This window comes from Gaiella occulta, from assembly GCF_003351045.1.
Taxonomy (GTDB): Bacteria; Actinomycetota; Thermoleophilia; order Gaiellales; family Gaiellaceae; genus Gaiella; species Gaiella occulta.
In genome coordinates this window covers 32,181-56,861 of sequence record NZ_QQZY01000011.1, presented here as the reverse complement: position 1 = coordinate 56,861, position 24,681 = coordinate 32,181, and the positions used below count along the sequence as shown (strand labels likewise).

Below are 24,681 nucleotides of genomic sequence, written 5' to 3'. Positions count from 1 at the left end.
GTGAAGCTGGGGGTGGGGTGGGATGCCCTAGTGATCGGCGCCGGGACGGATTCCTTCGTCCCTCGTTCGAGGGATCCTCAGAAGGCGTAGCGCTGCTCGGCGAACGGGTCGGCGTCGTTGTGGTAGCCGAGACGCTCCCAGAAGCCGGGCTGGTCGTCGCCGCGCAGCTCGATGCCGCGCAGCCACTTGGCGCTCTTCCAGAAGTACCTGCCCGGAACGACGAGGCGCAGCGGCCGGCCGTGCTCCGCCGTCAGCGGCTCCCCGTCGGCATGGGTCGCGAGCAGCGCGCCCTCCTGCTCGAGGGCCTCCGCCGGGACATTCGCGGTGAAGCCGGCCTCCGCGTGGGCGATCGCGAAGCGCGCGCTCGGCCTCTGGCCGACGAGCTCGCGGATCGCCGACCACGGCACGCCGGCGAACGTCACGTCGAAGCGGCTCCAGCGCGTGACGCAGTGGATGTCCTGCGTCACCTCGACCGTCGGCAGCTCGTTCAGCTGCGCCCACGTGAGCGCGATCGGCGACTCGACCTCTCCCCACACCCTGAAGTCCCAGCCGGCGAGGTCGGCGGGGTAGGTGGCGACGGAGCCCGCGTGCAGCACCGGCCACTTGTCGGTCAGGTACTGCCCGGGCGGCAGCCGCGACGGCTCGTAGCCCGCCTCCAGCACCTTCTTCTCGGCCTTGCTCCTGAACATGCACCTACACTAGTTCGCGTGACCGCTCACGCGTTACGGTCGGCCCCGCGGCCGCGGGCGTTCGTCGCCGTCGCCGGACCGGATGCCGCCTCCTACCTGCAGCGCATGGTGTCCAACGACGTCGAGGCGCTCGCTCCCGGCGAGGCGTGCGAGGCGCTGCTGCTCACGGCGAAGGCCCGACTCGTCGCGCCGCTGATAGTGCTGCGCCGCGGGCAGGACGACTTCCTGCTGCTGACCGAGCCGGAGCTCGGCGAGCGACTGCGCGCCGAGCTTGCGCGCTTCCGCTTCGCCTCGAAGTGCACGATCGAGCCGGAGGAGCATGTCTCGACGCTCGTCCTCGGGGAGGTCGAGGGCGGCGTGCCGAACCACGACTACGGCGTTCCCGCCCGCGAGCTGCTCGACGCCGACCCGCCGGACGGCGCCGAGAGCATCTCCGCCGACGAGCTCGAGCGGCTGCGCATCCTGGCCGCCTCGCCACGCTTCGGCCGCGAGCTCGACGAGCGCGTGCTGCCCGCCGAGGCGGGCCTCGAGGAGCGCGCGATCAGCTTCTCGAAGGGCTGCTATCCGGGCCAGGAGCCGGTCGCGCGGCTCCACTATCGCGGCCACCCGAACCGGGGGCTGCGCGTGCTCGAGATCGAGGGCGCCGAGCTACCGGCCTACGACGCGCCGCTCACGTTCGACGACAGGGTCGTCGGCCGGGTCACGAGCGCGGTCGCGGACGGCGACCGCGTGCTCGCGCTCGCGTACGTCCGCCGCGAGGTGCCCGCAGACGCTCACCTGCGTCTCGGGCACCGTGCAGTGCGCCCGGCAAGATTCGAACTTGCGACCTCTGCCTCCGCAGGGCAGCGCTCTATCCCCTGAGCTACGGGCGCGGGGACGGCCTAGTCTAGCGGCGATTCCGCCCTCGCCCGGCGAGGGAGGCGCGCCGGCGTCGAGAGCGCTTCTGCGCTACGAGCCGATGGAGGCCTTCGCGGCCTCGACCATGTCGCCGCCCACGGCCTGCAGGATCTCGGGCCGGTCGAGCAGGCGGGAGCGCTGCTGCGGCGACTGGAGGCGGTTGACGACGTACTTGTCCTCGAGGATCTCGTTCAGCGTGCGGCCGCGGTCGTGCTCGCGGATGACGTACTGCGCGACCCGTTCCTCCTGCGTCGACCGCGCGAAGAGGAACGAGAACAGGTCCTTGAGAGCCATGGCAGCGATTGTATCGCGAACCCGCGTGCCTGCGGCCATCCCGTTCTCGCCCCGGCATCCCGCGCGCTCCGTCGCGCCCTACGAACCGTCCGGCCACTCGAGATTGGCGTCGGGGATCGGGTCGCCGTGCGGGTCGTGGGTCGGGAAGCCGAGCGCCTCGTCGATGCGTGCCTCGAGCTCGTCGGAGAGCACGTGCTCGAGGCGGTCGGCCTCCGCGTGCACCTCGTCCACCGCGATGCCCAGCGTCTGCGCGAGGTACAGCTCGAGCAGCCGGTGGTGGCGCGTCACCTCGAGCGCGACGCGCTCGCCGTCGCCGGTCAGCGTCACGCCCCGGTAGGGCGCGTGCTCGACGAGCCCGAGCACGGCGAGCTTCTTCACCATCGCGCTCGCCGACGCGGCGGAGACGCCCATGCCGCGGGCGAGCGCCGTCGTCGACACGCGCTCGGCCGTGCCGGAGAGCTTGTAGATCTCGCGCAGGTAGTCCTGAATCGCGTCGGAGAGCGTCGCGCGCGCCATCGCCGGAGTGTACGGCGGTCGCATGGTGCCGCCCGCGCACGGGGCGCCCTGCTACCGTCGGCGCGCCGTGGAGATTCGAGTCGGCCATAGCCCCGATCCCGACGATGCGTTCATGTACTGGGCGCTCACGACCGACCTCGTCGCCACGCGGGGCTTCGTCTTCCAGCAGGTGCTCGCCGACATCCAGACGCTCAACCAGTGGGCGCGCGCCGGCAGGCTCGAGGTGACGGCGATCTCCCTCGCCGCGTACCCGTTCGTGCAGGACGACTACGCGCTGCTCCCGCACGGCGCGAGCATCGGCACGGGCTACGGCCCGATCGTCGTCGCGCGCGAGCCCGCCTCGGTGGACGACCTGCGCGGCAAGGAGATCGTCGTCCCCGGCGTCATGACGACGGCGTTCCTGACGCTGCGGCTCGTCCTCGGCGACGTGCCCCACCGCGAGCTGCCGTTCGAGCAGATCCCCGACGAGGTCGCCTCCGGGCGTGCCGACTACGGCCTGCTCATCCACGAGGGCCAGCTCACGTTCTCCGACCTCGGCCTGCACAAGGTGCTCGACCTGGGAGAGTGGTGGCTGCTCGAGACCGGGCTGCCGCTGCCGCTCGGGGTCAACGTGGCACGGCGGGACGTCGAGCGGCTCCCGGATCTCTCCGCCGTGCTGGGCGAGGCGATCAGGTGCGGTCTCGAGCACCGCGACGAGGCCCTCGAGTACGCGCTCCGGTTCGGCCGCGGCATCGACGAGGCGGTCGCCGACCGCTTCATCGAGATGTACGTGAACGACCTCACCGAGGACTACGGCGACGAGGGCCGCATGGCCGTGTCCGAGCTGCTGCGGCGGGGCGAGGCGATCGGGGCGTTCCCCCGCCCCGTCTCGATCGACTTCGTCGCGTAGCCGCGCCCCCGCCGTGTCGTCGCTACGGTTCGCGCCGATGGCTTCCGGCAGGTCCCGTAGATGAGGCGCGCGGTCGTCCTCGCCGCGGTGAGGACGCCGATCGGCCGCTACGCCGGTGTGCTCTCCGGCGTCCGGCCCGACGACCTCGCCGCCGTCGCGATAGCGGCCGCCGTCGAGCGGGCGGGAGTCGACCCGGCCCAGATCGAGGACGTCCACTTCGGCTGTGCCAACCAGGCGGGCGAGGACAACCGCAACGTCGCGCGCATGGCGGCCCTGCTCGCCGGACTGCCCGACTCCGTCGCCGGCCTGACCGTCAACCGGCTGTGCGCCTCCGGGCTCGCCGCCGTCGTGTCGTCCTGCCACACGATCGTCGCGGGAGACGGCGATCTGCTCGTCGCGGGCGGCGTGGAATCGATGAGCCGCGCCCCGCTCGTGACGGCCAAGCCCGACACGGCCTTCCCGCGCGGCGACCGCACGCTGTGGGACACCACGCTCGGCTGGCGCTTCCCCAACCCCCGCCTGGCGCAGCGCTTCCCGCTCGAGTCGATGGGGGAGACGGGCGAGAACGTCGCCGAGCGCTGGGGCATCACACGTGCCGAGCAGGACGCGTTCGCGCTCCGCTCGCAGCAGCGCTGGGCCGCCGCGCGCGAAGCGGGACGCTTCGACGAGGAGATCGTCGCCGTCGGCGACGTCGTCCGCGACGAGCATCCGCGGCCCGAGACGAGCGCCGCGCGGCTCGCCGCGCTGCAACCGGCCTTCCGCGAAGGTGGAACCGTGACGGCCGGCAACGCGAGCGGCATCAGCGACGGCGCCGCCGCGCTCGTGATCGCGAGCGAGAGGAAGGCGGTGGAGCTCGGCGTCGAGCCGCTCGGGGTCTTCCGCGGCTCGGCCGTCGCCGGCGTCGACCCGCGCGTCATGGGCATCGGCCCCGTCCCGGCGGTGCGACGGCTGCTCGAGCGCGCCGGGCTCGCGCTCGACGATCTCGACCTCGTCGAGCTGAACGAGGCCTTCGCCTCCCAGAGCCTTGCCGTCATCCGCGAGCTGGGTCTCGACGAGGAGAAGGTGAACGTGAACGGCGGCGCGATCGCGCTCGGGCACCCGCTGGGGATGAGCGGCGCGCGCCTCGTCGTGTCGCTGCTGCACGAGCTCGCGAGACGGGGCGGGCGCTACGGGCTCGCGACGCTCTGCGTCGGCGTCGGGCAGGGACAGGCGGCGCTGTTCGAGCGCCCCTGACTCAGGGAGCCTCGCGGAAGACGATCTCCTGGGCGCCCTCCCAGAGGAACTTGCGCCCGAGCGTGTAGAGGCTTTCGTTTCCCTCGACGATCGTCGCGAAGTGGTTGCCCGCGAGCTGGCCGGCCTTCGAGGCGAAGTTGACGTAGCCGTAGGCGAGCAGGATCTCCGTCTCGGAGACGCCGCCCGGGTAGAGCACGATCTCGCCCGGGTGCGGGTAGCACGTCGCGTTCTCGGGGCCGAGGCCGAGGTCGAGGTCGCCGAACGGGATCCAGCCCGCCTCGCCGCTCCAGCGCACGTGGATGATGCGCGACTCGAGCGGCAGCAGCCGCCGGAACGCCGCCACCGTCTGCGGCGCGGCCTCCTCCTCGAGGCGCGCGACGAACGAGAAGCCCCCTGCCGTGATCTCGATCATGCCGCGACCCTACCCTCCCGTCGGCGCGCCCTGCTCGACCCAGCCGATGACGAGGGCGCGCTCGTCGCTCGTCATGCCGGTGACGTTCCCGAGCGGCATCGCCTTCGAGGCGACGAGCCGCCGGATGTCGGCGGCGCGCGCGGCGATCTGCGCCGGCGTCGTCAGCACGAGACCCGCGGGCGGGCTCGCGAAACCCGGCTGCGTCGGGGCGAGGGAGTGGCAGCCGGCGCAGCGCTGCTGGATCACGGGCTGCACCTGCGCGAACGTCACCGCGGCGGCGGCCGTCGCGCCCTCGCCGCCGCCGCCGCCGGGCCGTAGCGCGAGCGCGAGCGCGAGGACGATCACGGCGCCGATCGCGGGCATCGTCCAGATCGTGCGCCCCTGGTGGCGCAGGTTGAAGAACAGACGTGCCCACGCGCCGAGGAACATGATCACGAGCAGCACGAGCCAGGCGTGGCGGGCACCGTAGGTGAACGAGACGTGCCCGGCGATCATCGTGAACAGCACCGGCAGCGTGAAGTAGTTGTTGTGCACGGAGCGCTGCTTGGCCACGATTCCCGGCGTCGGGTCGGGGTCGCGGCCGGCTCGCTTGGCGCGGATCAGCTCCCAGTGCGCCGGAATGATGTTGAAGAACACGTTGCCGGCCATGATCGTCCCGAGCATCGCGCCCACCTGGAGGAACGCCGCCCGCGGCTGGAACAGCTGCGTGGAGCCCCACGCGGCGGCGGCCGTGAAGGCGACGATCAGCAGCCAGACCACGACGTCGCTGCCGACCAGCCCGCGGCAGAGCACGTCGTAGACGACCCAGGCGGCGGCGAGCAGCCCGACGCTGATGCCGACCGCCTGCCACGAGCTGAGGTCGGCCACCTGCGGGTCGATCAGGTACGCGCTCGCGTTGAAGTAGTAGAGGACGACCATGAGGCCGAACCCCGACAGCCACGTCGTGTACGCCTCCCACTTGAACCAGGCGAGATGCTCGGGCAGCAGCGGCGGCGCGACCCTGTACTTCTTGACGTGGTAGAAGCCGCCGCCGTGCACCTCCCACAGCTCGCCGCCGACGCCGTCGCGGATGTCGTCGATCGTCTTCGGCGCCTCGAGCGACTGGTCGAGCAGCACGAAGTAGAAGGAGGCCCCGATCCATGCCATCGCCGCGATCACGTGCAGCCAGCGGAGCAGCAGGTTGAGCCAGTCGGTCAGGTACGGGTCGAGGAACGTCGCCAGGGTGCTCATCCGCGCCTCCAGCGGTCGACGGCGATCGCGACGAGCTCGGCGAGCGCCGTCTCGAGCTCGACGTCGGTGGGGTTGCCGATGCGAGCCTTCAGCACCTCGAGGATCTCGGCCTTCGGCCGGCGGTTGACGAAGACGACGAAGCGGAAGCCGTGGCGGGACTCGTAGTCGGCGTTGAGGCGGGCGAGCTCCGCGAGCACGGCCGGGTCGTCATCCGTGCCCTGCTCGGCCGCCGAGCGCGCCGACAGCCCAGCGCGCTGCCCGATGGCGGGGTGCGCGTCGAGCACCTCCCTCTTCTCCTCGAGCGAGAGCTGCTCGATCACGTCGAGCGCCGTTCCGAGCGGGTCCTCCCGCCTGGAAAGGCGCTCGAGGAACCGCGTCCGCCCCTCGAAGAGCCCGGCGAGCTCGTCGACGCTCAGCTGCCGCGGTAGCTCGCGCACGAGAAGGGGGAGACGAGGAGCGGGACGTGGTAGTGGCCGTCCACGAGCTCGATCTCGAGCTCGACGCGGTGGAAGAACGTGGAGGGAGGATGGAAGACGAGGCGGTAGAGGCCGGGCTCGAGGCTCTCGGCGAGACGGGCGCGGCCGTCTGCGTCGGTGCGCGCGTGCGCGACGGGATCGCCTCCGCGCAGCAGCTCGACCGTGACGCCGGCGGCCGGGGCCCCGGCCGCGGTGTCGAGCACGTGCGTGGAGAGGGAGGCGCTCACCGGGCGAATCTTCGCGCCTGGAAACGATGTGCCTGCGCGATCTCCGCCTCGTCGGCGTGGACGAGCGCACCGTCGCGGACGATCTCCCGGCCTCCGACGACGAGCCGGTCGACGCGCTGCGGGCCGGCGAAGACGATCCCCGCCACCGGGTCGTCGGCGCCGCCGAGCTCGAGGCCGTCGCTGCGCCAGACGGCGAAGTCGGCGCACCTGCCGGGCTCGAGCGAGCCGATGTCGTCGCGGCCGAGCACGGCCGCGCCGCCCCGCGTGCCGAGCCGGATCGCGTCACGCGCCGTCATCGCGCCGCCGCCGCCTCGCCCGCGCGCGACGAGCAGCGCCTGCTTCACCTCGAGGAACAGGTCGCCACGCTCGTTCGAAGCGGAGCCGTCGACGCCGAGACCGACGCGCACGCCGGCGTCGAGCATCTCCCGCACCGGCGCCACGCCCGCGCCCAGCCGCAGGTTCGACGTCGGGCAGTGGGCGACACCGGTGCCGGTGCGCGCGAACTGCTCGATGTCGCGCGCGGACAGGTGGACGCAGTGCGCGCACCAGACGTCGCCGGCCAGCCAGCCGAGCCGCTCGAGGTACTCCACGGGGCGGCAGCCGTACAGCTCGACGCAGTACGCCTCCTCCTCCAGCGTCTCGGCCAGGTGCGTGTGGAGCGGCAGCCCGAGCCGCCTGGCGAGCGCAGCCGACTCCTCCATCAGCCGGCCCGTGACCGAGAACGGCGAGCAGGGGGCGACCGCGATCTGGACGTGCGCCCCCGCTCCCGGCTCGTGCAGGGCGGCGGCGAGGCGCTCCGTCTCGGCGAGCACGGCGTCGAGGTCCTCGACGAGCTCGTCGGGCGGCAGGCCGCCGTCGGAGACGCCCAGGTCCATCGAGCCGCGCGAGGCGACGATGCGCACCCCGAGCTCGCGCGCGGCCTGCACCTCCGCCTCGATGAGCCCGCCGCGGCCGCGCGGGAAGACGTAGTGGTGGTCGAACACCGTCGTGCAGCCGGAGAGCGCGAGCTCGGCGAGGCCGGCGCGCGCCGCCGCGTACTCCGCCTCGGCGTCGATCCGCGACCACACCGGGTAGAGCTCGCGCAGCCACGTGAACAGGTCGGCCTGCTGGGCCCGCGTGCGCGTCAGCGTCTGGTAGAGGTGATGGTGGGTGTTGACGAGACCCGGCGTGACGACGGCGCCGTGCAGGTCGACGCGCGTCGCCGCGTCCGGCTCGGGTCCAGCGCCGACGGCGGCGATCGTCGCGCCGTCGGTCATGACCCACCCCGGGGCGTGTTCGCTGGAGTCGTCGTCCATCGTCACGACGACGCCGTTCGCGTACAGCACGGTGTCGCTTGCCGGGGTCACTGCCACGGATTCAACCCCGGCTCCGCTCCACGAGTCAACAATGCCGTTCCGCGGTGCGGAATCAGTCCGGGGAGCCGGGGTGGGATTCGCGCGCGCCCGCCTCCGTCTGGCGGACGAACCGCGCCTTCTCCCAGAACTCGTCGATTGAGGCGGCGTCGACGTAGCTCATGCCGCTGCGCAGGCCGCCCACGAGCTCGTCGACGATCGCCGCCACGGGGCCGCGGAGCGGGAACTCCATCTCCTCGCCCTCGGCGACGTACTGGTCGAGCGAGTCGCCGCGCCCTTCGAGCGCGAGCCGCGCGGCCGCCGCCGACCGCGAGGCCATGCCGCGGTACACCTTGAACTGCTGCCCCCGGCGGCGCACCACGTCCCCCGGGCTCTCGTCGCGCCCCGCGAACAGGCTCCCCACCATCACCGTGCTCGCGCCCGCCCCCACCGCCGTCGCCACGTGCCCGGCGCGCCGGATGCCGCCGTCGGCGATCAAGGGCACCCCGACCTCGCGCGCCGCGGCCGCGCAGTCGAGCACGGCCGAGAACTGCGGCACGCCGACGCCGGCGACGAGCCGCGTCGTGCACGCGAAGCCGGGGCCGATCCCGACCTTGACGGCGTCGGCGCCTGCGCCGGCGAGATCTCGCACACCGTCGCCGGTCGCGACGTTGCCCGCCACGACCTCCATCTCCGGCCACCTGCGCTTCAGCTCCGCCACCGCCTCGATCGCCCCGTCGGCGTGCCCGTGCGCGATGTCGAGCACGAGCGCGTCGGCCTCGGCGGCGACGAGCGCCTCGGCGCGCTCGAGGTAGTCGCCGCGAATGCCGACCGCCGCCGCCACCCGCAGGCGCCCGAGGCCGTCGCGCGTCGCGAGCGGGTAGCGCTCGGCTGCCGCGAGATCGCGGAGCGTGATCAGCCCGCGCACGCGCCCCTGCGCGTCGACGAGCGGGAGCTTCTCGATCCGGCTCGCGGTCAGCACGCGCCGCGCCTCGTCGAGACCGATGCCGGGCGCGGCCGTGACGAGCCGTTCGAACGGCGTCATCAGCGTCTCGACGCGGTCGCCGTCGTCGCCGGCGAGCATGTCACGAGCGGTGAGGAGGCCGAGCAGCCGTTGCCCGGGATCGACGACGAGGAACCCGGTGACGTCGAGGCGGGCGGCCTCGGCGCGCGCCTGCGCCAGCGTGAGCTGCGGCGCCACCCCGTACGGCTCGGCGACGACGTGGGTGAGGTAGCGCTTGACGCGACGCACCTCGTTCACCTCCTCGTCGATCGAGAGGAAGCGGTGGACGACCCCGATGCCGCCGAGCTGCGCCATCGCCACCGCCATCGACGCGGTCGTGACCGTATCCATGTTGGCGGACACGATCGGCACCTCGAGCTCGATCGCCGACGTGAAGCGCGAGCGCGTGCAGACGTCCCGGCGCGAGCGCACGCGCGACCGGCGCGGCACGAGCAGCACGTCGTCGTAGGTGAGGCCGAGGGCGATCTCGCTCATGAGCGCGTCGCGTCGAGCGGGACGAGCGCGAAGCGGTCGACGTCGACGAGTCCCCGGTCGGTGATCTTCAGGGCCGGAATCACGGAGAGCGCGAGGAACGCGAGCGTCAGGAACGGCGTCGCCCCCGACCACCCGAGCTCCGCGGCAGCCTGGTTGCAGGCGCGGCTCTCTGCGATCACCTCGGCGAGCGGCGCGTCGGAGAGCAGCCCCGCGACGGGAAGCGGGCAGTCGGCGACCACCCTCCCGTCCGCGACGGCGACGACGCCCCCGCCGATCCGCGCCAGGTGCTCGACCGCGAACGCCATCTCCTCGTCGCTCATCCCGACGACGACGAGGTTGTGGGCGTCGTGGGCGACGGTCGAGGCGAGGGCGCCGCGCTGCAGGCCGGAGCCGGCGACGAAGCCGAGCCCGATCCTGCCGGACGCGAGATGGCGCTCGACGACCGCGATCTTGGCGAGGTCGCGGCCGGCGTCGGCGACCGCGTGCCCGTCCCGCAGCGCGGGCTCGCGCGCGAGCGACTCCGTCACGACCTGATCCTCGATCAGCCCGATCGTGCGCGCCGCGCCGCCCGCCCACGGGATCGCGAAGTCGGCGGCGGTGACGGGCCGGATGCGGACGGTCTGCCGTACCCAATCCGGGACGGGCGCGGAGACGGCGTCCCGGAGCGGCCGTCCGCGCTTGAGCACGATGTCGGGCACGAAGCGCTCGAGGTCGGGCAGGAGGAGCAGGTCGGCCTGGTAGCCGGGCGCGATCGCGCCGAGATGGCCGAGCCCGTGCCATTGCGCCGGGTGGAGAGACGCCATCAGCAGCGCGTCCTCCGGCGTCACTCCCTGGGCGACCGCGTCGCGCACCATGCCGTTGATGTGCCCGCCGTCGGCGATGTCCTCGGGGTCGCGGTCGTCGGTGCAGAACGCGATGCGGCCCGGCCCGTACTCGAGCACGAGCGGCAGCAGCGCCCGCAGGTTGCGTGCCATCGACGCCTCCCGGATCAGCAGCCACATGCCGGCGCGCAGGCGCTCGCGCCCTTCCTCGACGGTGAGCGCCTCGTGATCCGAGGCGATGCCGGCCGCCGCGTAGGCCTGCAGCTCCTTGCCGCGCAGTCCGGGCGCGTGCCCGTCGACGTGGGCGGCGCCCTCGAGCGCGAGCTTCGAGAGCTCCGCGGCCGACCCGCCGACGACACCGGGGAAGTTCATCATCTCCGCGAGCCCGAGCACGCGCCGACGCCGCATCAGCGCCTCGAGGTCGCCGGGGCCGAGCGGCCGCCGCGGCGACTCGAACGGAGACGCCGGCACGCACGACGGCGCCATGAAGAACACCTCGAGCTGCAGCCCCGACGACGCGTCGAGCAGCCAGTGCACTCCGTCGACCCCGAGCACGTTTGCGATCTCGTGCGGGTCGGCGACGACCGCGGTCGTGCCGAACGGGAGCACGAGGCGCGCGAACTCGTCGACGAGCAGCTTCACCGACTCGAGGTGCATGTGGGCGTCGACGAACCCGGGCACGACGAAGCGGCCGTCCGCGTCCAGGGTCTCGTCCCCTTCGTAGGCGCCGAGCCCGGCGACGACGCCGTCGACGACGGCGATGTCGACGTCGAGCCACTCGCGTGTGAAGACGGAGAAGACGCGGCCGCCGCGGACGACGAGATCCGCGGGCGCGTCGCCGCGGGCTACCGCCAGCCTCCGGGCCAGGTGCGACATCGCGCTGACGATATCGGCGCCGCGGCCGTCGTGCGCGGCGGTTGACAAGCCGGCACGCGACGGCTTACATGGCGCGGCGGCTGTCGTTCGACGAGGAGGGAGATGGAAGCGAGCGCTCGGGCGCGGCGCGTGAGCGAGCGTATCGACACCCTGGCCGCGATCAGCGAGGAGCCGGACAGGTTGACGCGGCGCTTCGCGACGCCCGCTCTGCGCGAGGCCGCGGAGGCGGTCGCGGGGTGGATGGAGGCCGCCGGCATGGCCGCCCGGCTCGACGCGATCGGGAACGTCGTCGGCCGCTACGAGGGATCCGCGCCGGGCGCTGCGGCGCTCCTGATCGGCTCGCACCTCGACACGGTCCGGGACGCCGGCCGCTTCGACGGCATGCTGGGGGTTGTCCTGGGCGTCGCCGCCGTCGAGCGCCTGGCCGCACGCGGCGAGCGGCTGCCGTTCGCGATCGAGGTCGCCGGCTTCGCCGACGAGGAGGGCGTCCGCTACGGCACCGCCTACCTCGGCAGCAAGGCGCTCGCCGGCAGCTTCGACCCCGCCTACCTCGGGCTCCTCGACGAGGACGGCATCTCGATGGCCGACGCGATCCGCGCGGCCGGGGGCGACCCCGACGGCATCGCCGGCTGCGCCCGTGCGGCCGGGAGCCTGCTCGGCTACTGCGAGGTGCACATGGAGCAGGGCCCGGTGCTCGAGGCCGAGGGCCTCCCCGTCGGGGTGGTGACGGCGATCGCCGGCCAGACGCGCGCCCGCGTCACCCTCGACGGCGAGGCCGGGCACGCCGGCACCGTCCCGATGGGGCTGCGGCACGACGCGCTCGCCGGTGCGGCGGCGCTCGTGCTCGAGGTCGAGCGTGTCGGACGGGAGACGGGCGGCCTCGTCGCCACCGTCGGCGAGCTGGCCGTCCTTCCCGGCGCCGGCAACGTCGTCCCCGGACGGGCGCTGCTCAGCCTCGACGTGCGCCACGCGAGCGACGAGGCGCGCGTCGCGGCCGTCGCCTCGATCCGCGCATCCGCGGCGGGCATCGCCGCCGCGCGCGGCCTCGAGCTCGGCTGGGACGTGCTCCAGGAGACCGGCGCCGTCCCCACCTCGCAGCCCCTCACGACGCTGCTCGAGACGGCGATCGAGAGCGGCGGGCTGCCGGTGCGCAGGCTCGTCAGCGGCGCCGGCCACGACGCGGCGGTGATGGCCGCGGTCACGCCCGCCTGCATGCTCTTCGTCCGCTGTGCCGGCGGCGTCAGCCACAGCCCGGCGGAGGAGGTGACGGAAGCGGACGTCGCCGTCGCGATCGAGGTGCTCGACCGCTTCCTTCATCGGGTCGCCGCGCGTCCAGGCTGAGCGGGCACCGACGCGCGTCAGGTGGAAGATGCGAGCGCGTGGGGCGGAGAAGCGATCTGCCCGCCGCGTGACCCGCCCGCCGAGACGGGCTCGTCGTCGAGCGGCTCCCATTCACGGATGCGGTCGAGCGCAGGTCCCATCGCGGCGTTCGCCTCGCGCTCGACCATGATCTCGACGAGCGCCGGCACCCTGCGTCTCTCGCTCGTCTCGACGGCCCATGCGAGCGCGCCGGCGATCTCGCCGGGGTGCGTCACCCGCCGGCCCACCGCACCCATCGCCTCCATCACCGCGACATGGTCGACGCCGGGGTGTCCGCCGCGACCCTCGTACTCGATGTCGACCTCGAAGTTCATCTCGTAGGCGATCTGCGCCTGCCGGATCAGGCCCAGGTAGGCGTTGTTGACCATCACGAGCACGAACGGCAGCCGGTGCTGCACCGCGACCGCGACCTCCTCCATCAGGAACTGGAAGCTGTAGTCCCCGACGACGCCGACGACCGTCTGCTCTGGGCGCGCGAGCTTCGCGCCGATGCAGGCGGGCACCTCCCAGCCGAGCGGCCCCGCCTGGCCGCAGCAGAGGTAGTGGCGCGGCCGCTGCGTCGTCTGGAACTGGCCGCTCCAGATCTGGTAGAGCCCGATCGCCGTCACGAAGATCGTGTCCGGGCCGAAGAATGCGTTCAGCTCCCGGTACACGCGCGGCGGCTTGATCGGCACGTCGTCGAAGTCGGTGCGGCGCGTCATCGTGGCGCGCAGCCGCCCGACGCGCTCGACCCAGTCTCCCGCATCGCGCGGCGGCGTCACCCGCCGTGCCCGCTGCGCGAGCGCCGCGAGCGCCAGCTTCGCGTCCGCGACGATGCCGAGGTCGGGCGCGAAGACGCGGCCGATCTGCAGCGGATCGACGTCGATGTGGATGAACTTCCGGTCGCCGCGATAGGTGTGGAGCTCGCCGGTGTGCCGGTCGCCGAAGCGCGCGCCGATCGCGAGCACGACGTCGCTCTCCAGGAAGAGCTGGTTCGCGAAGCGATGCGTGGTCTGGATCCCGACCATGCCGGCGTACAGCGGGTGATCCTCCGGGATCGCCCCCTTGCCCATCAGCGTCGGCGTCACCGGCACCTGCGCGTACTCGGCCAGCTCGCGCAGCTGCTCGGCCGCGTCGGCGATCACGACGCCGCCGCCGGCGAGGATCAGCGGCCGCTCCGCCGACAGCAGCATCGCGACCGCCGCCGCGACGGCCTCCCCGTTCGGCGCCGGGCGGTCGAACGGCAGCCTGCCGTCCACGAGCGGGTCGTACTCGATCTCGGGGCCCTGCTGGACGTCGATCGGGAGGTCGATCAGCACGGGGCCGGGCCGGCCCTGGCGCGCGACGCGGAACGCCTGCCGGAACACCCAGGGCAGCTGCGCCGTCTCCCTCACCTGCACGGCCCACTTGGTCACGGGCCGCGCGATCTCGACGATGTCGACTGCCTGGAACGACTCCCTGTGCAGCACGCCCGTCGCTGCCTGCCCCGTGATGCAGATGATCGGGATCGAGTCGGCGAGCGCCGTGTACAGGCCCGTGATCATGTTCGTGCCGGCGGGCCCCGACGTGCCGATGCAGATGCCCGGCTCGCCGGTGATGCGCGCCCAGCCGTCGGCGGCGTGCGTGCCGCCCTCCTCGTGACGTACGACGATGTGCTCGATCCGCTGCGACGTGCTCAGCGCCTGGTAGAGGGGCAGGATCGCGGCGCCCGGGATGCCGAAGGCGTATCGCACGCCCTCGTCCTCGAGCACCCTGACGACGGCGTCCATCGCGTTCATCCGCGGCATCTCAGACACCGCCCTTCGGGCCGATGCGATGGCTCGACAGGGTCTCGACCACGGTCAGCAGAGAGGAGTGGTCGAGGTCGCCGCCACCGCCTGCCCGCAGCGCGTTGAGCTGCTGCTGCACGAGCGCGGTGAGCGGCATCGACACGCCCTCCGCGCCGCCGGCGCGAAGGGCGATGCCCAGGTCCTTGTGGTGCAGGTCGACCCTGAAGCCGGGAGTGAAGTCGTGCTCGAGGAAGTTGCGCCTGCGCACCTCCATGACGCGGTTCGCGGCGAGGCCGCCCGAGAGCACGTCGAGGATCAGCTCCGGCGCGACGCCCGACTTCGACCCGAGCACGAGCGCCTCGGCGACGGCGGCGAACGTGATCCCGACGACGACCTGGTTGCACGCCTTCACGACCTGGCCGGCGCCGTGCGGCCCGACGTGGACGACCGTCTTGCCGAGGATCTCGAAGATCGGCCGCGCCCGCTCGACGTCGGCGGCGTCGCCGCCCACCATGATCGAGAGGGTGCCCTGCTGCGCGCCGACGTCGCCGCCCGAGACGGGCGCGTCGAGCATCCGCACGTCCCGCTTCGCGGCGAGCGTCGCGAGCCGCCGCGACACGCCGGGGTCGATCGTGCTCATGTCGATCACGAGCTGCCCCGGGCGCGTTCCGGCGAGGATGCCGCGGGGGCCCGCGACGACGTCCTCCACGATCTCGCCGTTCGGCAGCATCGTCACGACGACGTCGCTTCGCGCGGCCGCGTCGCGCGGGTCGCCCGCGACCTCGGCGCCGGCGGCCCCGACCTCGGCGAGCGCGACCGCGTCGCGCGTGTGGGCGACGACGGTGCGCCCTGCCCGCAGCAGGTTCATGGCCATCGGTCTTCCCATCACGCCGAGCCCGACGAAGCCGATGCGCTCGCTCACGGCCGGCCGTCCGCTCGCGCCGCGCCGCGCCCCTCGAGCGGGAGCCAGTCGAGGCTCTCCTCGGTCGAGCCGTGGGACGGCCGGTACTCGAGGCCGACCCAGCCGTCGTAGCCGAGCTCCTCGATCCTCGCGAGGAGGAAGCCGAAGTCGATCTCACCCGTGCCCGGCTCGCCGCGACCCGGCGAGTCGGCGATCTGGATGTGGGCGATGTCGGGAAGGTGCTCGGCGATGGTCGCCGCGAGGTTCCCTTCCATGCGCTGCATGTGGTAGACGTCGTAGAGCAGCCGGACGTTCGCGCGCCCGACCGAGCGCGCGAAGTCCGCCGCGGCGTCGGTGCGCGAGAGCAGGTACGGCCCGTTCTCGATCGTGTTGATCGCTTCGATCAGGACGTCGGCGCCGATCGCGGCGGCCTGGTCGGCCGCCCAGGCGACGTTCTCGCGCGCGAGCTCGAGCTGCTCGGCGCGCCCGAGATCGGGCACCTCGACGCCGACGAGGGCGTTGAGCCGCGTACAGCCGATGCGCCGTGCCAGCTCGAGAGCGACGGGGACGTTGTCGCGGAACTCCTGTCGACGGGCGGGGTCGTTGAGGAGGCCGCGGTCGCCCGCGGGCATGTCGCCGGCGTCGAAGTTGAGCAGCGCGACCTCGACCCCGGCGTCGCGGACGGCGTCCTCGACGCCCGCGAGCGAGTCGCTTGCGGGCCACCAGAACTCGACCGCGTCGAACCCGCATGCGGCGGCCCGCGCGAAGCGGTCGAGGAACGGGGCGTCGGCGAAGAGCAGCGAGATGTTGGCCGAGAAGCGCAGAGCGGACCTCCTCCGGGTTGCCGTGCGATGGTCGGCGACGCTAGCGTCGGCCCGTTGCTCATGTCAACAATGCTGTTCCGTATCGTGGAAGTGACGCTCGAGGCGGCGGCGACGTCTGGCACAGTGCGCTTCGTGTCCGCCACCCTCCCCGTGGCGCTCTGCGCGCCGGACAAGCTGCGCGGCAGCCTGACCGCGGCGGCGGCCGCAGCGGCAATGGCCTCCGGCCTCCGCGATGCGGGGTTCGAGCCCGTCGAGCTACCGCTCGCGGACGGTGGCGAGGGCACGCTCGAGGCGCTCCTTGCGGCCTGCGGTGGCGAGCGCAGGGAGACGACCGTGACCGGCCCCGACGGCGGGGAGGTCGCCGCCGCGTGGGGTCTGCTCGAGGACGGCACCGCCGTCGTCGAGCTGGCGCAGGCGAGCGGGCTCGCGCTCGTCGAGGGGGCCAACGATCCCGTCACGGCGACGACGCGTGGGACGGGCGAGCTCATCGCGGCGGCCGCGCGCGCGGGTGCGGCCCGCGTCGTGCTCGGCATCGGCGGCTCGGCCACGGTCGACGGCGGCCTCGGCGCGCTCGAGGCGCTCGGCTGGACGCTCCCCGTTCCCGTCACGGTCGCGTGCGACGTCGAGACGGGCTTCGTCGAGGCGGCAGAGGTGTTCGCGCCGCAGAAGGGCGCGACCGCGGACGAGGTCGCCTTCCTGAAGCGCCGCTTGCACGATCTCGCGCTGCGCTATCGCCGCCAGACCGGGATCGACGTACGGGCGCTCGCCGGCGCGGGTGCCGCGGGGGGCATCGCCGGCGGGCTCGCCGCGTTCGGCGCGCGGCTGCGGCCCGGCTTCGACGTCGTCGCAGAGGCATGCCGCTTCCACGAGCACCTCGCCGCCGCGACGCTCGTGCTGACGGGCGAAGGGCGCCTCGACCGCACGAGTCTCGCCGGCAAGGTCGTCGGACGCGTGCTGACGGCGGCCGCCGAGACGGAAACGCGGGCAGGTGTCATCGTCGGCGCCGTCGCCGACGGGCTCGGGCCGCTGCCGGGCGCCCCGCCCGTGATCGCGCTGACCCGGGTCGCCGCGTCGGTCGACGAAGCGTTCCGCAACGCGGCGGAGCTCGTGCGGGCAGCCGCCGCCCGCATCGGCCGGGGCTGCTAGCCGCCGCCGTCCGGCTTGTGCCCGAGCGCGCGGGAGATCTCGGCGGCCCGTCCGGCGAGGAGCTCGCCCAGCTCGGCCGTGTCGGCGCTGTGCACGCGTTGCGTCGGTGCCGACACGCTGATCGCCGCGCGGACGTCTCCCTCGAAGCCGAAGATCGGCGCGGCGACGCAGCTGACGCCCTCCTCGTGCTCCTCGTTGTCGATCGCGTAGCCGCGGCGCCGGATGCGGGCGAGCTCCGCCTCGAGCTCGGCTCGCGTGGCGATCGTCCGGGCGGTGATGCGCGCGAGGCCGCCGTCGCAGATCGCGTCGAGTGCCGCGGGCTGCTGGAACGCCAGGATGGCCTTGCCCGACGCGCTCGTGTGGGCGGGGACGCCGAGGCCGACCTGCGTGAACATGCGGACGCTGCGCGTGCCCTCCACCTGGTCGAGGAAGACGACGTTCGGCAGCTCGAGCACCGAGAGGGTCGCCGTCTCGCCCGTGATGCGCTGCACGCTCGCCAGATAGGGTCGCGCGAGCGCGCGCAGGTAGGTCGTGCGGGCGTTGACGAAGCTCGCGAGCTCGAGCAGCTTGTAGCCGAGCAGGTAGCGCCCGCTCTCCGCGCTCTGAAGGGTGTAGCCGCGTTCGGTGAGCGTCGCGAGCAGGCGATGCGCGGTGCTCGGCTGCAGCCCGGCGCGCCCGGCGAGCTCGACGAGGCCGAGCTCGCCCGGTCCGGCGAGCGCCTCGAGCAGGTCGAAGCTGCGTGCGACCGACTGCACCAGTGTCTTCGCTGTTCCGGCTCGCCGCACGGCTGGGCATATATCACATCGCGGGAAGGCGTTTCCAGCCGGTGGTCGCGCGGGGCGCTCCGGCGCTCGATTCCGTATCGCGGAAGCGTGTTGTTGACATACACCCGGGCGGTGTCCTATAAGCGGCGCCGTGACGATGCCCCAGCGAGCGGCGCAACGGACGTTCGTCCGCCGAGGCCGTCTCAGCCTTCGATGAGCGCTTTCGACCTCCTCGTGCGCGGCGGCCACGTCGTCACGGCGACCGGAGTCGCGCGGGTCGACGTCGCCGTGCTCGACGGCATCGTGGTGGAGATCGGGCCCGAGCTCCCCGGTACGGCCGGCGAAGAGGTCGACGCGGCGGGCCTCCACGTGCTCCCCGGGCTCGTCGACCCGCACGTGCACCTCAACGACCCCGGCCGCCGCGACTGGGAAGGGTTCGCCTCCGGGACGGCGGCATTCGCGGTGGGCGGCGGCACCTGCCTGTTCGACATGCCCCTCAACGCGCACCCTCCGACGCTCGACGGCGCGTCGTTCGACCGCAAGCTCGAGGCGGCGGCCGGGGCCGCGCACGTCGATTTCTGCCTCTGGGGCGGGCTCGTGCCCGGAGACCTCGACCGCCTCGACGACCTCGCCGAGCGAGGGGCGGTCGGGTTCAAGGCGTTCATGTGCGCGAGCGGGATCGACGACTTCGAGGCCGCCGACGACCTCACCCTGCTCGAGGGCATGCGGCGCGCGGCAGCGCTCGGGCTGCCGGTTGCGGTGCACGCCGAGAACGACGCGATCACGCGCGGTCTGGCCGCGCGCGCGGTCGCGGCCGGCCGCACCGCGGTCGCCGACTACCTCGGCTCGCGGCCTGCCGTGGCCGAGATCGAGGCCGTCGCCCGGGCGGTCGCGCTCGCCGGGGAAGCGGGCTGCTCCCTGCACATCGTGCACGTGAGCACGGGCGCGGCGGCCGCCGTCGTGGCGGAGGCCAGGGCACGGGGCGTCGACGTGACGTGTGAGACGTGCCCCCACTACCTCGCGCTGACCGCCGAGGACGCCGAGCGGCTCGGCGCCGTCGCGAAGTGCGCTCCGCCCCTGCGTCCCGCGACGGAGCAGGAGGCGCTCTGGCGACGGGTGCTCGACGGCGACGTCGCCATCGTCGCCTCGGACCATTCGCCGGCGCCGCCCGCGCTGAAGCGGGGAGAGGACGCATTCTCCGTCTGGGGCGGCATCTCCGGCTGCCAGACCACGCTGCGCGTCGTGCTCGCGGAGTCGGAGGCGCGCGGGCTGACGCTGCCGCGGGTCGCCTCGCTCACCGCCGCGTCGGCGGCCGAGCGCTTCGGCATCGCGGGCAAGGGCGTGGTCGCGGTCGGACGCGACGCCGACCTCGCCCTCGTCGACGTCGCATACGAGGCGGCGCTCGGCGCCGGCGAGCTGCTGTACCGGCACCCGCACAGCCCGTTCGTCGGCCGGCGGCTGCGCGGCCGTGTCGTGCGCACGATCCTGCGCGGGCAGACGGCGGCGGCGGAGGGAAGGGCGGTCGGCGCGCCCCGCGGGCGGCTCGTCCGCCCGGAGCGGAGGCCGGCACCGGGTCACGGTTTGCCAGCAGCCCTCCGGCCCGACAGGATGGCCATGGTAGAGACAGGACAGGGGCAGGTCGCGCCGCGGCTCGCCCGAGACGAGGAGGAGATCAGATGAGTAGACGCAGGCTGGGGCCCGGTATCGCCTTCGTCGTGCTGGCGCTGGCGGCGCTCGCCATCGTGGCGACGAGCTCGGCGGCACGTCAGGCCAAGACGGCACCCATCAAGGCGGCGTGGATCTACGTCGGGCCGCACAACGACGGCGGCTGGTCGCAGGCGCACGACAGGGGCCGCCTGTACGTGCAGAAGAAGCTCGGCGCGAACGTGATCACGACGTTCAAGGAGAACGTGCCCGAGGGCCCGCAGGTGGCGCAGGTGATCGACAGCCTCGTGCGGGACGGCAACAAGATCATCTTCGCCACGTCGTTCGGGTTCCAGGACGCGATGGCGGCGGCGGCGAAGAAGTACCCGGACGTCTACTTCGAGCAGGCGACCGGCTTCAAGACGAGCAAGAACCTGGCCGAGTACTTCGGCGCCGGCGAGGACTCGATCTACCTCTCGGGCATTGCCGCCGGCGCCGCCACCAAGAACGGCGTGATCGGCTACGTCGTCCCGTTCCCGATCCCCGAGGTGATCCGGCACGCCAACGCCTTCGCGCTCGGGGCTCAGCTCACGCGCCCGGGAGCGAAGATCAAGCTGGTGTGGACGAAGTCGTGGTTCGATCCCGCAAAGGAGAAGAAGGCCGCCGAGAGTCTCGTCGCCGCAGGCGCCGACGTGATCGGACAGAACGTCGACAGCCCGGCCGCAGGGCAGTACGCGCAGTCGAAGGGGATTCCGTGGGTCGGGTACGACAACAACGCGCGCAAGTTCGCGCCGACGTCGTGGCTGACCGCAGCCGTCTACGACTGGGGTCCGTACTACCTGAAGCGCGTCAAGGCGGCCGCGAACGGCACGTGGAAGACCGGGAGCTACTACGGCAACATGGCCGACGGCTTCACGGGCCTGGCACCGTACGGGCCGAAGGTGTCCGCGAAGACGAAGGCCCTGATCGCGAAGAAGAAGGCCGAGATCGTCTCCGGCACGTTCTACGAGTTCCAGGGGCCGCTCTACGACCAGAGCGGGAAGCTGCGCGTCCCCAAGGGAAAGCGGATGACGCTCCCGCAGATCCTGTCCATGAACTGGCTCGTCAAGGGCATCGAAGGGAGCCCGAAGGGCTGACGGATCGTCTCCCGCGAGCTCGAGTCGCCACGGGGGCGCCGGCATCGCCGGCGCCCCCTCGACTCCCCCCTGGCTCCCACCCCGCAATCGGCACCGATGAGCCCTCCCGCACAGCCCTCGACGCTCGACCTGCCCGCCGCCGGCGAGCCCGCCGTGACGATGCGCGCGATCACGAAGCGCTTCCCGGGCGTGGTAGCCAACGACGCCGTCGACTTCGAGGCCCGTGTCGGCGAGGTGCATGCGCTCCTCGGCGAGAACGGCGCCGGCAAGAGCACGCTCTCCAACATCCTCACCGGCCTCTACCGCGCCGACGAGGGCGAGCTCGAGCTGTACGGCCGCCCGGTCGAGTTCCACTCGCCGCGCGACGCGCTCGACGCGGGCGTCGGGATGGTGCATCAGCACTTCCGCCTCGTCGAGCCCTTCACCGTCGCCGAGAACGTCGTCCTCGGCGACCACCGCGACGTCGGCCGCTCCTTCCTCATCCGTCCCAGGCTGATCGAGCAGCGCGTCGCCGAGCTCGGCGCGCGCTACGGGCTGGCCGTCGATCCGCGCGCGCGCGTCTGGCAGCTCTCGGTCGGCGAGCAGCAGCGCATCGAGGTGCTGAAGGCGCTGTACCGCGAGGCGCGCGTCCTGATCCTCGACGAGCCGACCGCCGTGTTGACGCCGCAGGAGGCCGACGCGCTCTTCGTGACGCTGCGGGCGATGGCGGCCGAGGGCAGGACGGTGATCTTCATCTCGCACAAGCTGCACGAGGTGACGGCGGTCGCGGACCGCGTCACCGTGCTCCGCGGCGGCCGCTCGATCGGCACCGTCGAGACGGCGGAGGCGACGTCGCAGTCGCTCGCGTCGCTGATGGTCGGGCGCGAGGTCGAGGTCGCGCGACGGCGCGAGGGCGACGGATCGATCGGCGCCGTCGTGCTCGAGCTCGACGGGCTGACCGCTCTCGGCGACCGCGGCGTCGAGGCGCTGAAGAGCGTCTCGCTGTCGGTGCGCGCCGGGGAGGTCGTCGCTGTCGCGGGCGTCGCCGGCAACGGCCAGCGTGAGCTCGCGGAGGCCGTCACCGGGATGCGGCCGCTCGTCGCGGGCACGGTGCGCGTCGACGGCGGCGCCTTGCGCCCGGGCGACCCGCGACAGGCGATCCGCGCCGGCATCGCCCATGTTCCCGAGGACAGGCTGAACACGGGTGTCGCGCCGAGCCTCAGCATCGCCGCGAACGTCGTGCTCAAGTCGTACCGGGCCGGCAGCGACTCGCGCGGCCCGTTCCTGCGGCTGCGCAGGATCCGCGATCGGGCGCTGGACATGATCCAGCGCTACGACGTGAAGGCACCGGGCCCCGGGACGCCCGCGCGGCAGCTCTCCGGCGGCAACCTGCAGAAGGTCGTGCTGGCGCGCGAGTTCTCGGGGCAGCCCCGGGTGCTCGTCGCGGCCGCCCCCACGCGCGGCCTCGACGTGGGCGCGATCGAGACCGTGCACGCATACCTGCGCGAGGCGGCCGCCGGCGGGGTCGCGGTGCTGCTGATCAGCGAGGATCTCGACGAGGTGCTGACGCTGTCCGACCGCGTCGCCGTCATGTACGAGGGAGAGATCGTCGGCGAGGTCGATGCGCGCAGCGCGACCGTCGAGGAGATCGGCCTGCTGATGGCGGGCGTTCGGAGCGTCACGTGACCGTGCCCCGGCTGCGGATCGAGAAGCGGCTGAGGCAGCGGCGCTGGCTGATGGTGGGGGTCCCGCTCGGCTCGCTCGTCGTCGCCCACATCGCGATCGCGATCCTGCTCGCCGCCACCGGGCACCCGCCGCTGACCACGTTTCGCAGGCTCTTCGACGCCGCATACCTCGCCGACGGCGCGCTCGCCAGCACCCTGATCGCTGCCACTCCGCTCGCCTTCACGGGGCTCGCCGCCGCCGTGGCCTTCCGCATGCGCCTCTTCAACATCGGTGCCGAGGGGCAGCTCTACTTCGGCGCGATCGGCGCCGCGGGCGTCGCGCTGCTGCTCGCAGGGCGGTCGACGCCCGTGATCATCGTGGCGATGGTGGCCGCCGGCGCGGCCCTCGGTGCCGCCTGGGGCGCGATCCCGGGGCTGCTGCGGGCGTTCCTGCGCACGAACGAGATCATCACCTCGCTGATGCTCAACTACGTCGCCGCGCTCGTCCTCAACTACCTCATCTTCGACAGCCTCTCGTACTGGCGCGACACGTCCGCGACGGGACAGGTGTTCCCGCAGGGGAAGATGCTGCCGGACGCGGCGTCCTGGCCCGTCTCGACGATCGGGTCGGTCGCTGTCCCCTTCGGCTTCCCGCTCGCGATCGCCGCCGCGGTCGTGATCTGGGTGCTGTACGCGCGCACGCGGTTCGGCTTCGAGGCGCAGGTGATCGGCGACTCCCCGCGCGCCGCGCGCTACGCCGGCATGCGCACCCGTCGCAAGATCGTGGCGATCATGTGCCTGTCCGGGGGGATCGCCGGGATCGGCGGAGCGAGCCAGATGGGCGACTTCCGCCACCTGCTCGACGCGCGCGGCCTGCAACAGGCGAACTACGGCTACACCGGCATCGTCGTGGCGGCGCTCGCGCGCTACAACCCGTTCGCCGTCGTCCTCGTCGCGTTCCTCCTCGGCGGGCTGCAGAACGCCGGGTTCACCTTGCAGAGCGCCGAGTTCCCCTCCGGCCTCGTCGGGGTCATGCAGGGGATGATCCTGTTCGCGATGCTCGGCGGTGAGCTGCTCGTCCACTACCGCATCAGCGTCGCGCGCGGCGGCCGGCGGGGTCAGCCCGCCGCCGAGGTGGCCGGATGAACAACAGCATCGTCGTCGTCGTGCTGGCGTCGGCCGTCGCGTACGGCACGCCGCTGCTCTACGCGGCGCTCGGAGAGCTGCTGGCCGAGCGCTCCGGCGTCCTCAACCTCGGCGTCGAGGGGATGATGCTCGTCGGCGCGGTGATGGGCTTCCTCGCCGTGCAGCGGGTCGGCGGGCCCGCCGGCCTCGTGCTTCCCGTCGCGATCGGGGTCGCGGCGCTCGCGGGCGCGGCGGCCGCGCTGATCCTGGCCTTCCTCGTCATCACGCTGCGCGCGAACCAGATCGTCTCGGGTCTCGCGCTGACCATCTTCGCGGGCGCCGCCGGGCTCTCGTCGTACATCGGCAACGACTTCAACCTCGCCGACAACCCCGCCCGCTACTCGTTCGGGCCCGTCAACCTGTTCGGGCTCCAGGACCTGCCGGTGCTCGGCCCGGTCGTCTTCGGGCAGTCGTGGCTCGTGTACGCCTCGTGGCTCTGCGTCGTCGCCGTCGGCTTCTACCTCGCCCGTACGCGGCCGGGTCTCAACGTCCGCGCCGTCGGCGAGTCGCCGGCCGCCGCCGACGCGATGGGTATCGCGGTCACGAAGTACCGGTACCTGCACACGCTCGCCGGGGGTGCGTTCGCGGGCGTCGGGGGCGCCTGCTTCAGCCTCGCGCTGACGCCCCAGTGGGTGGACGGGCTGACCGCCGGCGCCGGCTGGATCGCGATCGCGCTCGTCATCTTCGCGTTCTGGCGCGCCGATCTCTGCCTCGTCGGCGCGTACGTGTTCGGCGCCTTCTCGGCGCTGCCGTTCACGCTGCAGGCGCGCGGCGTCACGATCACGCCGCAGCTCTTCCAGGCGCTGCCGTACGTGATGACGATCGTCGTGCTCGTGCTCGTCTCCTCCGGGATCGGCAAACGGCGGCTCGGTGCCCCGGGTAGCCTTGGCATTCCGTACGTGCGTGAGGAGCGCTAGCCAC

At 73.0% G+C, this 24,681-nt stretch carries 23 protein-coding genes, 1 tRNA gene and 1 pseudogene; 10 read left to right on the top strand and 15 right to left on the bottom strand.

The features are described 5' to 3' along the window. Window positions 1–77: 77 nt before the first annotated feature. Window positions 78–689 carry a sulfite oxidase-like oxidoreductase gene (locus tag Gocc_RS15285; protein WP_114797440.1) on the bottom strand — a complete coding sequence of 204 codons (612 nt, stop codon included), beginning with the start codon at window positions 687–689 and terminating at the stop codon, window positions 78–80. A 504-nt stretch (window positions 690–1,193) separates the two neighbouring features. Here Gocc_RS15285 and ygfZ point away from each other — a divergent pair. Beyond that, window positions 1,194–1,388 (top strand): annotated as a pseudogene (ygfZ, locus tag Gocc_RS17180) (CAF17-like 4Fe-4S cluster assembly/insertion protein YgfZ); the annotation flags it as partial. Between the two features lie 100 nt (window positions 1,389–1,488). Here ygfZ and Gocc_RS15275 read toward each other — a convergent pair. From Gocc_RS15275 to Gocc_RS15265, 3 genes are all read right to left on the bottom strand, one after another. Beyond that, window positions 1,489–1,561 (bottom strand) — tRNA-Arg (locus Gocc_RS15275). Window positions 1,562–1,637: 76 nt separating this feature from the next. Then, entirely contained in the window at window positions 1,638–1,880 is a 243-nt protein-coding gene (locus Gocc_RS15270; protein WP_114797439.1) for a hypothetical protein, read from the bottom strand. A gap of 78 nt (window positions 1,881–1,958) precedes the next feature. Beyond that, window positions 1,959–2,396, bottom strand: a complete 438-nt coding sequence (locus Gocc_RS15265; protein ID WP_114797438.1) for a metal-dependent transcriptional regulator — start codon at window positions 2,394–2,396, stop codon at window positions 1,959–1,961. Window positions 2,397–2,463: 67 nt separating this feature from the next. Between Gocc_RS15265 and Gocc_RS15260 the strand changes: the two genes are divergently transcribed. Both Gocc_RS15260 and Gocc_RS15255 read left to right on the top strand, forming a co-directional pair. Next, window positions 2,464–3,285 carry a menaquinone biosynthesis family protein gene (locus tag Gocc_RS15260; protein WP_220150666.1) on the top strand — a complete coding sequence of 274 codons (822 nt, stop codon included), beginning with the start codon at window positions 2,464–2,466 and terminating at the stop codon, window positions 3,283–3,285. Window positions 3,286–3,345: 60 nt separating this feature from the next. After that, complete coding sequence (locus Gocc_RS15255) at window positions 3,346–4,518, top strand: thiolase family protein (protein WP_114797436.1); 1,173 nt, start codon at window positions 3,346–3,348, stop codon at window positions 4,516–4,518. A 1-nt stretch (window position 4,519) separates the two neighbouring features. Here Gocc_RS15255 and Gocc_RS15250 read toward each other — a convergent pair whose 3' ends face one another. From Gocc_RS15250 to ade, 7 genes are read right to left on the bottom strand one after another with little or no spacing between them, the layout of a single operon-like run. Next, complete coding sequence (locus Gocc_RS15250; protein ID WP_114797435.1) at window positions 4,520–4,930, bottom strand: DUF3830 family protein; 411 nt, start codon at window positions 4,928–4,930, stop codon at window positions 4,520–4,522. A gap of 9 nt (window positions 4,931–4,939) precedes the next feature. Beyond that, entirely contained in the window at window positions 4,940–6,160 is a 1,221-nt protein-coding gene (locus Gocc_RS15245; RefSeq protein WP_114797434.1) for a urate hydroxylase PuuD, read from the bottom strand. Then, window positions 6,157–6,597, bottom strand: a complete 441-nt coding sequence (locus Gocc_RS15240) for a 2-oxo-4-hydroxy-4-carboxy-5-ureidoimidazoline decarboxylase (protein ID WP_114797433.1) — start codon at window positions 6,595–6,597, stop codon at window positions 6,157–6,159. Before Gocc_RS15240 ends, Gocc_RS15245 begins: the two co-directional genes overlap by 4 nt. Then, window positions 6,573–6,863: a hydroxyisourate hydrolase gene (locus Gocc_RS15235; protein ID WP_114797432.1), complete on the bottom strand. Its 291-nt coding sequence runs from the start codon at window positions 6,861–6,863 to the stop codon at window positions 6,573–6,575. Before Gocc_RS15235 ends, Gocc_RS15240 begins: the two co-directional genes overlap by 25 nt. Continuing rightward, entirely contained in the window at window positions 6,860–8,215 is a 1,356-nt protein-coding gene (locus tag Gocc_RS15230) for an 8-oxoguanine deaminase (RefSeq protein WP_220150665.1), read from the bottom strand. The genes Gocc_RS15235 and Gocc_RS15230 overlap by 4 nt, the downstream gene beginning before the upstream one ends. A 55-nt stretch (window positions 8,216–8,270) precedes the next feature. Next, a complete protein-coding gene (gene guaB, locus Gocc_RS15225) occupies window positions 8,271–9,692 on the bottom strand; it encodes an IMP dehydrogenase (protein ID WP_114797431.1) in 1,422 nt (473 codons plus the stop codon). Continuing rightward, on the bottom strand, window positions 9,689–11,389 hold the full coding sequence (gene ade, locus Gocc_RS15220; RefSeq protein ID WP_114797430.1) for an adenine deaminase: 1,701 nt from the start codon (window positions 11,387–11,389) through the stop codon (window positions 9,689–9,691). The genes guaB and ade overlap by 4 nt, the downstream gene beginning before the upstream one ends. A 102-nt stretch (window positions 11,390–11,491) precedes the next feature. Between ade and Gocc_RS15215 the strand changes: the two genes are divergently transcribed. Beyond that, complete coding sequence (locus Gocc_RS15215) at window positions 11,492–12,730, top strand: allantoate amidohydrolase (RefSeq protein WP_114797429.1); 1,239 nt, start codon at window positions 11,492–11,494, stop codon at window positions 12,728–12,730. Between the two features lie 17 nt (window positions 12,731–12,747). On the opposite strand, the gene gcl is transcribed toward Gocc_RS15215, so the two are convergent. Genes gcl through Gocc_RS15200 form a run of 3 tightly spaced genes read right to left on the bottom strand, consistent with a single transcriptional unit; the run spans window position 12,748 to window position 16,218 of the window. Then, the gene (gene gcl, locus Gocc_RS15210; RefSeq protein WP_114797428.1) at window positions 12,748–14,535 is read right to left on the bottom strand and encodes a glyoxylate carboligase; all 1,788 of its coding nucleotides are present in this window, start codon (window positions 14,533–14,535) and stop codon (window positions 12,748–12,750) included. A 1-nt stretch (window position 14,536) separates the two neighbouring features. After that, the gene (locus tag Gocc_RS15205; protein WP_114797427.1) at window positions 14,537–15,439 is read right to left on the bottom strand and encodes a 2-hydroxy-3-oxopropionate reductase; all 903 of its coding nucleotides are present in this window, start codon (window positions 15,437–15,439) and stop codon (window positions 14,537–14,539) included. Continuing rightward, entirely contained in the window at window positions 15,436–16,218 is a 783-nt protein-coding gene (locus tag Gocc_RS15200) for a hydroxypyruvate isomerase family protein (protein WP_245904969.1), read from the bottom strand. Before Gocc_RS15200 ends, Gocc_RS15205 begins: the two co-directional genes overlap by 4 nt. An 84-nt stretch (window positions 16,219–16,302) precedes the next feature. On the opposite strand from Gocc_RS15200, the gene Gocc_RS15195 reads away from it, so the two are divergent. Then, entirely contained in the window at window positions 16,303–17,388 is a 1,086-nt protein-coding gene (locus Gocc_RS15195) for a glycerate kinase family protein (protein ID WP_220150663.1), read from the top strand. Here the strand turns inward: Gocc_RS15195 and Gocc_RS15190 are convergent. After that, window positions 17,385–18,143 (bottom strand): IclR family transcriptional regulator, encoded by a 759-nt coding sequence (locus Gocc_RS15190; RefSeq protein ID WP_181813744.1) that lies wholly within the window; start codon window positions 18,141–18,143, stop codon window positions 17,385–17,387. The two genes, Gocc_RS15195 and Gocc_RS15190, sit on opposite strands and share 4 nt — an antisense overlap. Before the next feature lie 222 nt (window positions 18,144–18,365). On the opposite strand from Gocc_RS15190, the gene allB reads away from it, so the two are divergent. The 5 genes from allB (at window position 18,366) to Gocc_RS15165 (ending at window position 24,677) form a co-directional block, all read left to right on the top strand. Next, window positions 18,366–19,832 carry an allantoinase AllB gene (gene allB, locus Gocc_RS15185; protein ID WP_114797423.1) on the top strand — a complete coding sequence of 489 codons (1,467 nt, stop codon included), beginning with the start codon at window positions 18,366–18,368 and terminating at the stop codon, window positions 19,830–19,832. Then, entirely contained in the window at window positions 19,829–20,932 is a 1,104-nt protein-coding gene (locus Gocc_RS15180) for a BMP family ABC transporter substrate-binding protein (RefSeq protein ID WP_114797422.1), read from the top strand. Before allB ends, Gocc_RS15180 begins: the two co-directional genes overlap by 4 nt. A 96-nt stretch (window positions 20,933–21,028) precedes the next feature. Further along, the gene (locus Gocc_RS15175; protein WP_114797421.1) at window positions 21,029–22,597 is read left to right on the top strand and encodes an ABC transporter ATP-binding protein; all 1,569 of its coding nucleotides are present in this window, start codon (window positions 21,029–21,031) and stop codon (window positions 22,595–22,597) included. Continuing rightward, window positions 22,594–23,721, top strand: coding sequence for an ABC transporter permease (locus tag Gocc_RS15170; protein WP_114797420.1), 1,128 nt, complete (start codon window positions 22,594–22,596; stop codon window positions 23,719–23,721). The genes Gocc_RS15175 and Gocc_RS15170 overlap by 4 nt, the downstream gene beginning before the upstream one ends. Continuing rightward, complete coding sequence (locus tag Gocc_RS15165; RefSeq protein ID WP_114797419.1) at window positions 23,718–24,677, top strand: ABC transporter permease; 960 nt, start codon at window positions 23,718–23,720, stop codon at window positions 24,675–24,677. Before Gocc_RS15170 ends, Gocc_RS15165 begins: the two co-directional genes overlap by 4 nt. The last annotated feature ends 4 nt before the right edge of the window (window positions 24,678–24,681 follow it).

What these genes read in the sequence shown, in the direction of transcription:
- Gocc_RS15175 (WP_114797421.1), top strand. Translation starts at nt 21,029, where the DNA reads ATGAGCCCTCCCGCACAGCCCTCGACGCTCGACCTGCCCGCCGCCGGC.
- gcl (WP_114797428.1), bottom strand. Translation starts at nt 14,535, where the DNA reads ATGCCGCGGATGAACGCGATGGACGCCGTCGTCAGGGTGCTCGAGGAC.
- ade (WP_114797430.1), bottom strand. Translation starts at nt 11,389, where the DNA reads ATGTCGCACCTGGCCCGGAGGCTGGCGGTAGCCCGCGGCGACGCGCCC.
- Gocc_RS15255 (WP_114797436.1), top strand. Translation starts at nt 3,346, where the DNA reads ATGAGGCGCGCGGTCGTCCTCGCCGCGGTGAGGACGCCGATCGGCCGC.
- Gocc_RS15195 (WP_220150663.1), top strand. Translation starts at nt 16,303, where the DNA reads ATGTCAACAATGCTGTTCCGTATCGTGGAAGTGACGCTCGAGGCGGCG.
- allB (WP_114797423.1), top strand. Translation starts at nt 18,366, where the DNA reads ATGAGCGCTTTCGACCTCCTCGTGCGCGGCGGCCACGTCGTCACGGCG.
- Gocc_RS15270 (WP_114797439.1), bottom strand. Translation starts at nt 1,880, where the DNA reads ATGGCTCTCAAGGACCTGTTCTCGTTCCTCTTCGCGCGGTCGACGCAG.
- Gocc_RS15265 (WP_114797438.1), bottom strand. Translation starts at nt 2,396, where the DNA reads ATGGCGCGCGCGACGCTCTCCGACGCGATTCAGGACTACCTGCGCGAG.
- Gocc_RS15180 (WP_114797422.1), top strand. Translation starts at nt 19,829, where the DNA reads ATGAGTAGACGCAGGCTGGGGCCCGGTATCGCCTTCGTCGTGCTGGCG.
- Gocc_RS15245 (WP_114797434.1), bottom strand. Translation starts at nt 6,160, where the DNA reads ATGAGCACCCTGGCGACGTTCCTCGACCCGTACCTGACCGACTGGCTC.
- Gocc_RS15165 (WP_114797419.1), top strand. Translation starts at nt 23,718, where the DNA reads ATGAACAACAGCATCGTCGTCGTCGTGCTGGCGTCGGCCGTCGCGTAC.
- guaB (WP_114797431.1), bottom strand. Translation starts at nt 9,692, where the DNA reads ATGAGCGAGATCGCCCTCGGCCTCACCTACGACGACGTGCTGCTCGTG.
- Gocc_RS15285 (WP_114797440.1), bottom strand. Translation starts at nt 689, where the DNA reads ATGTTCAGGAGCAAGGCCGAGAAGAAGGTGCTGGAGGCGGGCTACGAG.
- Gocc_RS15215 (WP_114797429.1), top strand. Translation starts at nt 11,492, where the DNA reads ATGGAAGCGAGCGCTCGGGCGCGGCGCGTGAGCGAGCGTATCGACACC.
- Gocc_RS15250 (WP_114797435.1), bottom strand. Translation starts at nt 4,930, where the DNA reads ATGATCGAGATCACGGCAGGGGGCTTCTCGTTCGTCGCGCGCCTCGAG.